At 69.1% G+C, this 12842-nt stretch carries 7 protein-coding genes; 4 read left to right on the top strand and 3 right to left on the bottom strand.

Features of this window, described 5'->3' with window-relative positions:
* The 4 genes from FGL94_RS06580 to FGL94_RS06565 are packed head-to-tail and all read left to right on the top strand — an operon-like array spanning window position 1 to window position 7442.
* On the top strand, window positions 1-1230 hold the full coding sequence (locus FGL94_RS06580) for an FtsZ/tubulin family protein (RefSeq protein ID WP_144922423.1): 1230 nt from the start codon (window positions 1-3) through the stop codon (window positions 1228-1230).
* A gap of 6 nt (window positions 1231-1236) precedes the next feature.
* On the top strand, window positions 1237-4152 hold the full coding sequence (locus tag FGL94_RS06575; protein ID WP_144922420.1) for a hypothetical protein: 2916 nt from the start codon (window positions 1237-1239) through the stop codon (window positions 4150-4152).
* A 1-nt stretch (window position 4153) separates the two neighbouring features.
* Entirely contained in the window at window positions 4154-5170 is a 1017-nt protein-coding gene (locus FGL94_RS06570) for a hypothetical protein (protein WP_144922417.1), read from the top strand.
* The gene (locus FGL94_RS06565) at window positions 5163-7442 is read left to right on the top strand and encodes a COG1361 family protein (protein WP_206664914.1); all 2280 of its coding nucleotides are present in this window, start codon (window positions 5163-5165) and stop codon (window positions 7440-7442) included. The genes FGL94_RS06570 and FGL94_RS06565 overlap by 8 nt, the downstream gene beginning before the upstream one ends.
* Before the next feature lie 96 nt (window positions 7443-7538).
* Here the strand turns inward: FGL94_RS06565 and FGL94_RS06560 are convergent, their stop codons facing one another.
* From FGL94_RS06560 to FGL94_RS06550, 3 genes are read right to left on the bottom strand one after another with little or no spacing between them, the layout of a single operon-like run.
* Window positions 7539-10487, bottom strand: coding sequence for a hypothetical protein (locus tag FGL94_RS06560; RefSeq protein WP_144922414.1), 2949 nt, complete (start codon window positions 10485-10487; stop codon window positions 7539-7541).
* Window positions 10480-12213 carry an ATP-binding protein gene (locus FGL94_RS06555; RefSeq protein WP_144922411.1) on the bottom strand — a complete coding sequence of 578 codons (1734 nt, stop codon included), beginning with the start codon at window positions 12211-12213 and terminating at the stop codon, window positions 10480-10482. Before FGL94_RS06555 ends, FGL94_RS06560 begins: the two co-directional genes overlap by 8 nt.
* On the bottom strand, window positions 12206-12841 hold the full coding sequence (locus FGL94_RS06550; protein WP_144922408.1) for a hypothetical protein: 636 nt from the start codon (window positions 12839-12841) through the stop codon (window positions 12206-12208). The genes FGL94_RS06555 and FGL94_RS06550 overlap by 8 nt, the downstream gene beginning before the upstream one ends.
* Window position 12842: the final 1 nt, after the last annotated feature.

The raw sequence follows: 12842 nt of genomic DNA, 5'->3' as shown, positions 1-12842 counted from the left end.
ATGGCACAAACGGACACGTTTACGAGATGGAGCGTTATCGCGTCGGGAGAGGGCGGCGGCCGCATCGCGTCGCAGTTCTTCGACCGGGCGGAGAACCCCGGTATCGACGACCGGGTACTGGTGATGAACACGAACCGCGCCGACCTCCGGAACACGATCGACCGGATGCGCGGGACCCTCCGGGACGAGCGCGGCGAGGAGGAGACGATGGAGTCGCACGCGCTGGAGTTCGGCTCCCAGCAGGGCGCCGGTAACTTCTTCCCGAACGGCGAGGCGTGCGCGAGGGAGGACCTCGACCGAATCGTCTCCCGGATCAAGGACTTCGGGACCTCAGACGCGTTCATGCACGTCGCGACGCTCGGCGGCGGCACCGGAAACGGGTCGATCCCGTACACGATAGAGCAGTTCAAGACCGGCCTCGCCGACCTCGAAGACGAGGGCGCGACGGAGGACTGGATGGACAGCGTGATCCACACCGCGTTCGGAGTGTGGCCCTACTACTACGAACAGCCGCAGCGGCACTTCAACGCGGTGTGTGGGCTCTCGCGGCTGATCCGCACCGCAGACAACACGCAGAACGCCGACATGGTGTTGCTCGCCTCGAACTCTCAACTCGACGAGGAGGAGAACGGCAACGGGCGCCACTACGACTCGATCAACGACGCGATCATCACGGCGATCGACCTGATGATCGGCGCCGGCCGCGAGACGCGCAGCGTCATCGACGTGAAAGATTACGTGACCATCCCGTCGCAGATGGACGCGTACCACTTCACGCCCGCCGTCGCGACCGAGATGAACGGCCAGGTGTACGAGCTCGAGTACATGCTCGATCAGGCGGCCGAGAACACGTACGTGCCGATGGACGTCGGCACGACGACGGCGGCGTACGCCATCGTCCGCGCTCCGGAGAGCATGATCGACGACGACGAGATCAGCGAGCCGGAGGTGTACGGCGCGTTCCGCGACTGGACCACCAAACACGACATCAACGTGGCCGGGCAGGCGAGTCTCACGCCGAAACGCGGGCGCGGCAGCGACGTCGACGTGCTCCTGCTGTTGGGCGGGTTCGACCTGAACCCGCTGCTCGACCACTCGTGGGACGAGTTCGAGATGCTCGGAGACAGCCTCGCGGGGACCGGCGGCGGGACCGGCGGCGAGCTGACGCAGGCGCAGCTCGATCGGATCGTCGACAACCTCGAAACGTACGTCGACCGGAACGCGGAGTGATCGCGCATGGCTCCACACGCATCACCGGGTGACGCGGAGCGGGGACCCGACCGCCGAGCCGCCGCCGCGCTCGTCGCGCTGCTCCTCGTCGGCGCCCTCGCGTTCGCGCCCGGCCTCGCCTCGGCCGCCGACACCCTCGACCGACAGGGGAGCGACCTCGTCGTCAACGTCTCCGACGTGGACGACCCGAACACCGTCATCGTCGAGGTGACGGAGCCGTCGGATCCCGGAATCACCTACCGCGAAAACGCGACGGGTGATGAGGAGGTCTCGATCGACGTCACCGATCCCGACGAGGGAACCGTCAACGGAACCGATCTGCGAAACGCGACGGTGGCGGTTACCGTCGAACGGAGTGACGAGAACGTCACAACGATCTCGAACGGTACGTCGGTGCCCCTTCACGCGGTCGCGTTCGCGGACGACCGCCCGGCGTGGATCGACACCGTCGGCGAGGGCGACAACGCGACCGACGGGCTCTACGTCCCGCTGGACGCCGCCGGAACGGTTGGGATCGCCAACCAGGACGAAGTCGAACTCGACCTCGACAGGGACGAGACCGCGGAGGGGACCGTCCGAGGAGACGGCACCCAACTCGTTGTCGACCGAGACGACCTGACCGCCGCCGCCGGCGGCTCGAGAGAAACGCTCAATCTCCGAGTGACGTCGAGCGCCGGTCCGGTAAGCGACGACTCACCGATCGGTCCCGAGCTGCGCTCGTGGGGGGACGGTCTCGCGCTCTGGCACCCGCTGTTCGAGCCTGACGAGCCGTACGCGGTCGACGCGAGCACCGTTGGCGAGGAGGCTCGGTACACTGCCGCCGCCGCCGAGAGCGAGAACGGCTACCTCCAACTACCGGGGCTGACGGCGAGCGAGACCGAGATACACGTTTCGTCCACCGACGGGACCACGTTCGCCAACTATACCGACGACGACCCGATCGCGTACGCGGGACCGCACGAGACCGGCGCAACCGTCGCCGACGACGGAACGCTCAGCTTCGCCCGAGCGCTCGCGGGGCTTGACGTCAACGGCGCCCTCGTCGGAACCGGCGACGGGTCGACGTACGAGGCCGTTGACGGCGCCATCAGCGACGACGGTCGCTTGGCCCTCGACGGCGTCGACTTGAGTGGCGCGGAGACGCTGCTACTGTCGACCGCCGCCGGCGACGTGGCCGTGACGCTCGACGCTGGCGGCGGGAGCGGTGGCGTCGTGGGAGCCGGTGCGAGCGGTGCACTCGGCGGGATCATCCCCGTACTCCCCGTGTTCCTCGTTCCGCTTCTCGTCGGTGCGGTTCCCGGCGTCGTAATCGGTCACCGCAGCCAGAGCGATCCGGAGCCCGTCGACACGGCGATTCTCTGCGTTCTCGGCTTCGCGCTGGCGGGGCTCGCGGCGGTCGGGATGCTGGTACTGTTCGAGATTGAGCTGTTCGGAGCCGCACTAATCAACCTCGTCAGCTACGCCGGCGTCCTCCTCGGAACGGTCAGCACCGCTGCTGGCCACCGGCTGTTAAGCGGGAGCGGAGCCGACGCCGCGTCCGGTCCGTTCGCCGCCAAGGTGACCGTTACCGACGGGTCGAACCTCTTCCGAGGCGACGCCACCGTCCATTACCGGGAGCCCGGCGAACGGGAGCGATACGACCCCGTGACGGTGCGGGGCGGGCGCGAAACGATCCAAATGCCCGGTAGCGGAACCTGGGAGGTGTACGCGCGCCACGGCTCCGTGCGCTCGAACGTCGAGACGATCGACGCGAGCGACCCGTCCGCGACGCTGACAGTTCCGGTCGAGGCGACGCTCACCGTGGTCGACGCGAGCGACGGCGATCCGATCGCGGACGCGGCGGTCAGCGGCGAGGCGGACATCTCGGGGGCGACGGATCGGAACGGTGCGGTCACGCTCGATCCGCCGGAAGACGCGACCGACGCGGAGATCGAGGTGTCACACGACCGGTACGCGGACGCGACCGAACGCGTGCGCTTCCAGCAGAACGCGAGCCCCACCGTCAAACTCGACCGCCGGACCGGGCGGCTCCGTGGGTCGGCCCAAGTCGGCGGCGCGCCCGCGGGAGCCGTCCCGCTCCGGATCGTCCCCGACGACGAGTTCCTGTCGGACCGCTTCGAGGTCGAGACCGTCACGACCGACACCGACGGGACGCTCGACGGGCGAGAGGTGCCGATCGGGCAGTACCGGATCGAGGCCACGCTCGCGGATCGAGACGGCGCCTACGAGGACGCCGAGACGACGGTCACGGTGAGCGAGACGGGAACCGCTCGGGCGGATATCGACGCCCGGTTCACGTGGCGTCTCGACGACGAACACCGGAACCGGATCGACCGGATCCGGAGCGACGTTCGGTCGCTCTCGGACGGCGGCGGCCGCGACGGGACGATTCCCCGATACTACGCCTCTGTCGTCGAGTCGATGCTCGACGCCGCCGAGTCGGTGCCGGACGCCGGCCACGAGTTTGTCGGCCGCGAAGTCGGTCCGGACGAGGCCGTCGACGGGATCCTCGAAGCGGCTGACCGGACGACGGACGCCGTCTCCGAGGCGATGACGACGAAGCGCAACGTCGACCTGTTTGCGGCCTGCGCAGACATGCCTGGCGCGGACGTTCGATGGGGCGGGTCCTTCGAGCTTGCCGAGCTGCTCGATCGGCTCGAAGCCGACTCGAGCGTCCGGCGCCGCGAGGTCAAGCAGCGGTACGAGGCGGTCGACGGGCTGATCGAGGACCGGCGCGGCGAGCTCTCCGAGATCGCGCCGGCCAGAGAGATGCAACAGCGCGCGTGGGAACTGACGCGCGAGGCCGATCGCGGTCCCGAGGCGGTCGCGATCGGATACACGTCCCTGCTGCTGCTCGACGCGGTCGAAGAGCTGTTCGAACACGACGCCCTCCGCGAGCGACTCACACGAACGGTGTTCTGACATGACGGAAATACGCACACGGACGACACGAACGGCGGTCGCCTGCGCGCTCGCCGGCCTGCTCGTCCTCGCGACGGTCGCGGCGGGTGGCGCCGGGACGGCGGTCGCACAGGAGGACCCGGAGACCGCGAACGAGTACTTCGAGACGTTCCGTTCGATGGAGGGGACCGAAGCCTATCAGGAGTACGAGGAGTTCGAGGCGATCCGGACGTTCGCCGTCTCTCGCGCCCAAGAGGTGGGGACGCTCGATGACGACGACCGTGCCGAGTTCGCCGCGGTGCTCGACGCCATGGTGGCGTTCGAGCAGGCGTACGAGCGTGCCGGCGCCGGCGAATACGAGGAGAGCCTGTCCGCGGCCGAGGACGCCGAGGCCGCGATCGACGAGCTGGAATCGCACGAGGAGACCCAAGCGACGCTCGCGGATCTCGCGGTGACTCGTTTCTATGCGAGCCTCGGTGACGGTCTCCGCGACGAGGCGTCGTCGACCGAGCGAACGCCGGACCGGATCGAGCTGCTCTCGATGACTGCGACCGCCTACGAGCGAGCGAACCGGCCGAACGAGGCCGCGGAGTTCAACCTCCAAGCCGAACAGCTTTCCGCCGAGTACAACGCCGCGACGGAGCGGATGGACGACGCGGAGGCGACCGCCGGCGACTTCCTCGATCAGTGCCTCGACTGCGGCACCGTCGCCGGCGCGGTCGGCGGCAGCACCAATCCGGTTCGGACGTTCGAGCGGTATCAGGACTCTCAGGAGACGCTCTCGGACGTGCGGGCGGCGCAGGCCGACGCGAGCGACAACGGGCTCGACGAGCGCACGTCGGAGCTGAGCGCACTCGCCGCCGACGTGGGCGACGCGCGGCTCTCCCTTGCGGTCGCGTCCGTCTCGATCCTCGTCGGCTACGGGCTCGTCGTCGGCCTGATCGGCACGGCGATGCTCGGCCGGATCTTCCTCTGGCGCCGGACCTACGAGATGGCCCAGATCGGGTCGATCGTCTCCGGGGGTGACGGCGATGTCTAAGCGGCGCTCCGCCGCCCTCGTGGTGGCGGTCGTCGTCGGCCTGCTCGCCGCGCCCGCGGTCGGTGCAGCCAACGTCTCGAACGTGGAGGCGGACGACTACACGATGAACGTCCAGACGGACAACCAGACGGACACCCACGACATTCAGGTGACTAACAGCGGCGAGAACGGGACGAACGCCGACGTGACGATCACGAACGAACCGTCCGGGGTGTCGGTCACCGGCGACGACACGTCCCTCTCGCCGGGGACGACGACCGATGTCCCGCTCGACATCACCGCCGGCTTCGACGCCGAGAGCGGCACCGTCTCCGGGAACGTCAACGGAGAACCGTTCGAGTTCTACCTGACGGTCGAGACGCCGCCGCTCGCCGGATTCGAAGACGAGCCGCTCGACCTCGGCGACGTGCTCGTCGGCCAGAGCGCTTCGGGCGAGGTCACCGTCGAGGAGGTCAGCGGCGACGGGTCGCTCGACGGGGTAGACATCAGCGAAGTGAGCGGCGATCAGGACGCGACTCTCGACTTCTCCGGCGAGCGCTCTGTCACCGGCAGCAGCGGAACCGTCGACTGGACGGTGACGCCGTCCTCGGACACCCCCCAACACGAGGATCTGGAGTGGACCGTCGAGATATCCGACTCGCGGTACGACGCGACCCGCGAGGTCGATGTCGAGGCCCGCGCCATTTATCCCGGGTACTTCGGCGAACTGGAACTCGACGACGACGAGTTCGCGTTCGACGAGCCGCGCGACGAGGGTGACACGCTGACCCGGACGATCGACTTGGAGGTCCCCAACGACGGGGACACGCCGATCGAGGTCGGTGACGTCTCGGCGTTCTCGCCCAACTCGGGCGTCTCCGTGACGGTGTCGAGCACGCCGGACGAGATCGAGGGGCAGTCGACCGCCGACGTCGCGTTGCGGATCACCGCCGACCGAGACCTCCCGGAGGGCGCGTACGACATCTCCGCGACCGTGGACACGCCCGGGTACGACGGCGACGACGCGAGCCTCGACGGGAGCTTCGAGATCGTCCACGAGACACGCCTCGTCGCCGAGGACGCAGATATCGGCGACGTGGCGATCGGCGAGGCCAACGGTCGGACCGTGACGATCAGCGAGGAGCTCGGCTACAACGACGTCAACAACGTCGAGACGACGCTCGCGAACGGCCCGGACGAGTGGCTCACGTTGGAGAGCGCGCCGAGTTCGGTGAGCGCGGGCGGCAGCGGCGAGGCCTCGTTCTCCTTGGAGTTCGACACCAGCGCGGAGCTCGGCGAGAGCTACCAGTGGGAGTACGACGTCGACGGCGACGGCGACGACGCGACCATCACGGTCACCGCCTCGCCGGTCCCGCTCGATCTGGAACCGATCCGGAACGAGCTCTCCGGGTACGACACCGCCGTCGCCGACAGCACCCTCGAACTCGTGGACAGAATGGACGAGCGCCTCCGGAGCGGCGAAAGCGGCGACGAGGAGATCTCCACCGTGTTGACCTTCGGCGAGGCGGCGACGCTGTACGTCGAAGCGGTCGAGGAGGCGGACACCAACCTCGAGAACGGCAATCACGCCGAGGCCCAGTCCGCTATCATCCGTGCCGCCGCCGCGTACAACACGATGGGGCTACAGGCCGACCGGCTCGGAGACGAGGAGCTCCGCGGGCTCGCAAACACCGCGCAGTCAGACGCGGAGGGCGACCTCGACCGGCTCATCCAGGAACAGCAGGCCTACTACGAGGACCGGCTCGAATCGGGCGAGATGTCGCTGATCGAGGAGGCGACCACGCAGCGCCAACTCGCGCGGATCGCACTGCTGCAGGGCGACGAGGAGCGCGCGAACCAACTCGAAAGCGACGCGGAGGAAGCGTTCAACAGCTACTCCGACTCCGTCTCGGCCGGCGAGCAGTCGGTTCAGGACGCCGAGAACACGTGGAGCCAGATGGAGGACGACCAGTTCGTCGTCCTCTTCGGCCAACCGCTCCTGTTGAATCCGGCGAACTACGACGGGTTCGTGGCCGGCACGGAGTCGATCGATGCCGCCTATCGGGAGGCGATCGGAGAGTTCGAGAGCGCGGGTGAGACCGCGCGCGCCGAGGAGGTCACGGCCGAGTACGAGTCGCGTACCGCCGCGCTCGGGATCGCCCACTACTCGCTTTTCGGCGCGATCGGGGTCTACGCGCTTGTCGCAGTCGGACTGACCGTCCGGACCGCGAGGCGGATGTTCTGGTACGTCCGCGACACGCGGGAGTCGGTGAGCGGCGACTTCCTCGTGTAGGCTCAGGAGAAAACGCCGGCGACACAACGACCGCAAAACGGGGAACGACCCCGATTCACCCGTTTTCCTTTTTCTCCGACTGCGTCTGTGGCGCCGTCAGTCTTCGCTTCGCAGCGGCGTCGAGAGCTGCGACGGGACGTCGGGGGATACGGTCGCCGCGCCGACCCGGTCGAGCGACCACGCGTTGAGGTGGTCGTCGGTCCACGCGGCCTCGTCGTCGACGGCGGGGCCCGAGGCGCGGGCGACGTACTCCCGTTCGGTTCCGTCGACCGCGTACGAGACGGTGACCTCGAAGCTCGGCTCCGCGTGTCCGGATTCGAGGTCGACGTAGTGTTCGATCCGGTCGCCGGGCTCCACGAGTTCGCGGCGCGCGGGCGAGTAGAACATCGAGTCGATCGGGTCGCCGTCGGCGACCACCGAAACGTCGGCGAGCGGCGCGCCGCCGTCGTTCTCGAACGCGAGCACGACGGAGCTGTACTCGCCGGCGACCTGTGTGTCCGGGCTGATCCCGGGGCGCAGTGATGGCTCGTCGCGGGCGCTGCCGCCCGCCGTGCCACCGACTCCCGCATCGTCGTCGGCCGCCGCCAACACGTCGATCCGACGCTCCTTACCGTCCGATTCGACCCAGAAGGAGACGGGGACGGCGTCGCCGGGCGCCGGTCGCTCGTCAACCGCTGTTGAGACGCTCGCGCTCGCGCCGGCGTCGACCGCGGCCGAGAGCGACGCCCGGCCGCCGTCCGGTCCGGGGTCGACGCCTGTCACGCGACACCTCCGGTCGGTTCCGTTCTCGAACGTGGCCGTGAGCGTGCCGTCGGTCGGATCGACCGTCGCCAGCACGCCGACCGAATCGTCGTTCACCGGAAGCCGTTCGGCGTCGACCTCGCCGACGACCGACTCGTCCGCCTCGACCGCGGCCGACGGGAGCGTGAGTTCGGCGTTCTCTCCCGCGGCGACGAACCGGTCGACCGACGCGGTCTCGCCACCGTCGAGGCGGCCGAGGGCGACCCGGGCATCGTCGTCGAGGGCGACTTCGACCGACTCGACCGGTCCGCCCTCGTTCTCGACGGCGATCCGATCGCGGACCGCGTGGCCGACTCCGGGCGCACGCTCCGGGGCGCGTCGCGTCGCCGAGAGCGACGGCCCCTCCTCTGACCGGCTCGAAGCCGTTCGCTCCCGCTCCGTCGTCGATGACGATCGCCGGTTCTGGTCGTTTGGTGACTCACTCGACCGGTTCCGGTCCTCCGACGCCTCGTTCGACCGGTTCCGATCCGAGCCGCGAGCGGGAGATGGATCGGCCTCGGACGCCCCCGCCGTGGAGGGGGGCGACGTGTCGGCGGTCATCGACTCGGTCGAGTCCGGCGACCGGTTCGATCGCTCCGTCTCGCGGGAGGATCGCGGCCGGTCGCGATCGCGACCGCCGTTCGACGAGGGCGTCGTGAACGTCCCGTTCCCGGGGACGCGGACGCGCTCCTCGGCGTCGAGCGCGTCGAGTGCGATCCGAGCGACCCCCGACTCGTACTGCGGGACGAGGAGCAGCAGTTCGTCGCCGTCGATCGTCACCGGGGACCGCACGCGTCCGGCCCCCGGCATCTCCACCACGAGCCGATCGGAGACCGGAACGTCGTCCGCGACCGTGACGGTCGCTCGCAGCGCGTCGCGTTCCACCGACGCGTCGATCGTCGGGAGCGACGGGAGCGTACACGTGGGGGCGTACTCCCGGCGGCGGTCGCCGCGCGCCACTTCGAGTCCGACCGAGACCCGCGTGTCGGGCTCGTAGGGCCGGGTGACCGTTCCCTCCCACGCGTCGCCGGGCGCGATGTCCGTCGACTCGGTGCCGGTCTCCAGCAGCCGGACCGCGTCGAAGGGGACGCCCCCGACGTTCTCGACAGTCACCCCGATCTCGGCGACGCCGTCGTCGATCCGCGTCGTGTGCAGCGCGGTTTCGACCGCCAACCCGCCGCTCGCCGCGTCCTCGACCTCGACGGTTCCGCTCCCGGCCTCGGTGCCGTCGACCGCGACGGTCACGTCGGCCCGTCCCTCCCGCCGCACCGACGCGACGGGGAAGTCGGCGACGCCGGAGCCCTCGCCGTCGACCGTCACGGTGCGCTCGGCGGGTGAGAGCGAGCAGCCGTCCACGTCGACCGCGAGCTCGACCGTCCGCTCCGTCTCGGTCGGGTTCGAGACCTCGACGTCGACCGTGCCGCCGACGCCGACGGAGTCGGTGAGCAGTTCCACGCCGACCCGGTCGCGGTCGGGGACGTACGTCGCGATGGTTCCGTCCCGAACCGAGCAGACGACCGCCCCGCCGACAGTCGCGTACACGTCGCCGGTCGGGAGATCGGGAACCGTCTCGGTCGTCCCGTCCGCTCCCACGTCGAGCACGCCGTCGGCCGCGCTGACGAGCACCGACTCCTCGCCGACCGGCGCCACCTGCCGGGCGTCCAGTTCGGTGCGCCAGCGGTCCTCGCCGTTCCCGCGGTCGAGGCCGACGAGCCGGTCGCTCTGGAGCGCCGCGACCACCGTGCCGTCACAGGCGCCGACGCTCCGGACGACCGCGGAGAGGTCCCGGTCGAAGGCGACCTCGCCGTCCCCGTCGACAGCGGTGAGGAACGACCACGTCGCGATCACGAAACCGGTCGGCGTCGCGAGGAAGGCGTCGTCCGGCGTCCCCGGTCGGGGCCGGTCGGCTGAGAACCGCTCGCGGCCGCTCGCGACCTCGACGAACCGGAGGGCGTCGGCGTCGAGGACGCCGCAACACTCTCGGGACTCGACGCCGGCCACGGCGTAGGCGTCGCCCGCGTCGTGGCTCCACACCCGGTCGCCGTCGAGCGAGTACGCCGTGAGCGTCTCCGGCGAGAGGACGAGCAGGCGGTCCCCCACCGCCAGATCGACGATCGGCTCGCCGTGGTCGATCGCGGTTCGCTCTCGGCTGGAGACCAGTGTGACGCGGTCGCCGAGGCCGAACGCGATCACGTCGCTCCCGACCCCGACCGCCGACGGGGCGTCGCTCTCGAAGGAGCCGACCTGCCGGTAGCCGTCAGTCACGGCGGTCACCTCCGATCTCCGCCTCGGCGGAGCTTCCGGGGGCGCCCTTGCCCTCGGCGGCCTCGCCGCCGGGCGTCGGTCCGCCGTTGCCGTCGCCGCTTCCGCCGTCCCCGCCCCCGCCGCTTCCGTCGCCTTCGGGGCCTCCCTCGTCGTTTCCGTCCCCACCGAACAACTGCTCGAGCGACGAGGGCTCGTTGCCCAGCCGCATGTCCAGCCGCTCGGCCTGCTCTTCGACGTACCGCCGCAGCTCCGGGTACCCTTCGAGGTCGTCGATCTGGGTCCGGACGCTGGCGACGTACTGCCGGACCGTTTTAGGCTCGGTCTCCCCGAGCCGGTCCGCGAAGTAGTCGGTCGTCGGATCGATCGGCTCCCGGTCCGGGAGGTGGACGCTCTCGACGAACTCGCGCTGGAGCTCGCTTCCCAGCACGCGGTCGGCGATCTCCGCGGGGGTGTATCCAGTCGAAAGCTCGCCGAGCCGGTCGTAGTCGAGCGCGTCGGTCCCGTTCATCGACGCGAGGTGTTTCCGCCACACCTGCGCCATCACCTCCGTCTCCGGCTGCGGAATGAACTGCTGGATCGGGAACCGCCGGGTCGCGGCCGGATCGATGGTGAACGGCATGTTCGTCGCGCCGATCACCAGGAGGTTGTCCTCGATCTCGTTCATCTCCTGGAGGAACGCGTTGGTCAGCGAGCGCTCGTGGCGCTGGAGCGAGTCGTCGCCGCGGTCCGGGATCAGCGTGTCGACCTCGTCGAAGAAGAGGACGGCGAACCCGTCCTGTGCGATCCCGTGTGCCTTCTCGAAGATCGCCTCCACGCGCTTCTCCGACTCCCCGGAGTACTTCGAGAGCACGTCGCTGCCCTTGATCTCGAGGAACTTCACCTCGCCGTAGCTCTCCTCGATGTTCGAGTTGTACTTCGCCTCGTAGGCGATCGCTTCCGAGACGAGCGTCTTCCCGCAGCCGGGGGGACCGTACAGCAGCATGCTGTTGCCGCGCGAGGCGAACTCGTCGCCGTAGCGGTCGACGACCTCGTCGCGCACGTCGGGATCGAACAGCGCCAGCAGGTTCTCCGCCGTGCGTTTCACCTCCGGCAGCCCGGCCACGTCCTCCTCGAAGCTGACCGTCGGTTTCTTCGGTTCGAGCGACACCTGGACCGCCTCGTCGTCCTCCTCCTGTCCGCCGCGCCCCTGCCCGCCTGTGCCCGGCCCCGTCGGTCGGGAGTCCGCCATCGCCTTCCGCTCTCGGTACTCTCCGGTATCGACGAATTCGATCTCGGTCTCGTCGGTCACTCGAAGGGTGTTGTACCCGGACGGTTCGAGATCGACCGGATCGAACGTTTCGAGACGCTCGCCGCGTTCGACCGCCTCCTCGATCGGATGGAGGAGGTAGTTGCTCTCGCGGAGGAACGCCTCCAGCTCGCCCTCGTCGGTCTCCGCGTGGATCGAGACGGACGTGCAGTCGGGGACCTCCGCGATCGAGACGTCGGTGTCGACGAGGAAGTCCCGGCTCCGGTCGAACCCGCCGAACAGCCGCTCGACGTTCTCGTGGACGCGGACCTCGTTCCCGATGTCGTTGAACAGGTCGTCGACGGTGTTGACGTAGAAATACGCGCCGATCCCCTTGTGTTTCAGCTGTACGACGTCGGTCGCCGCGCTGATCTTCGAGTCGCCGATCTTGACGTGCGAGGTCGGCTGTCGCGACAGGGCTATCGGCTTGATGTTAAGCATGGGTTCGCTCCGTGATCGTTCCCGCGACCCGACCGATGTCGGTGAGCATCTCGAACGTTTCCCGTCGAGTCGATCGGTACACGAAATCGCCCATCGTCAGGGCCTCGTCCAGCAGTTCCCGGAGCGCGACCAGCCGGTCCAACAGCGTCCAAAACGCGGTCTCGACGAGGGCCGACCCGTCCACGGACGCGCGGCGGTGCACTCGACGCGCGTCGTCGATCAGATCCGCGAGCCAGTCGCACAGCTCGTTCGCGAGGAGCCACCAGTTCCGAATCGGTCCCGGCTCATCGGTCAGCGGGACGAGAACCGCTCCCGCTTCCTCGACGATGCGCCCGGCGCTCACGGCGCGATCGATGTCCTCGGCGGACAGATCTGGGTCATCGCGGTCCGCGATCCGGGCCTCGACGATCGATTCGACGATGTCGTCGGTCTCCCATCGTTCGTACCCCGACAGCTCCACGCCGGCCACGGCGACCGTCGACAGCTCGGCGATGTCGTCCGTCGCCGCCACCGCCTCCGACCGGATCCGGCGCACCCGGTCCGTTTGGCGATACGTATCGAGGGAAAGCGCGCGCTCGATGGCCCCGTCAACGGTCTTGAACGCCTCGATGAACGATGAGGCGTACATC

The organism is Halorubrum salsamenti (genome assembly GCF_007671685.1).
Lineage (GTDB): Archaea > Halobacteriota > Halobacteria > Halobacteriales > Haloferacaceae > Halorubrum > Halorubrum salsamenti.
This window is presented reverse-complemented; position numbering and strand designations above follow the sequence as displayed.

Bases quoted from the DNA above. Each gene is read 5' to 3' on its own strand.
- FGL94_RS06580 (WP_144922423.1), top strand. From the start codon at position 1: ATGGCACAAACGGACACGTTTACGAGATGGAGCGTTATCGCGTCGGGA.
- FGL94_RS06575 (WP_144922420.1), top strand. From the start codon at position 1,237: ATGGCTCCACACGCATCACCGGGTGACGCGGAGCGGGGACCCGACCGC.
- FGL94_RS06570 (WP_144922417.1), top strand. From the start codon at position 4,154: ATGACGGAAATACGCACACGGACGACACGAACGGCGGTCGCCTGCGCG.
- FGL94_RS06565 (WP_206664914.1), top strand. From the start codon at position 5,163: ATGTCTAAGCGGCGCTCCGCCGCCCTCGTGGTGGCGGTCGTCGTCGGC.
- FGL94_RS06555 (WP_144922411.1), bottom strand. From the start codon at position 12,213: ATGCTTAACATCAAGCCGATAGCCCTGTCGCGACAGCCGACCTCGCAC.
- FGL94_RS06550 (WP_144922408.1), bottom strand. From the start codon at position 12,841: ATGTACGCCTCATCGTTCATCGAGGCGTTCAAGACCGTTGACGGGGCC.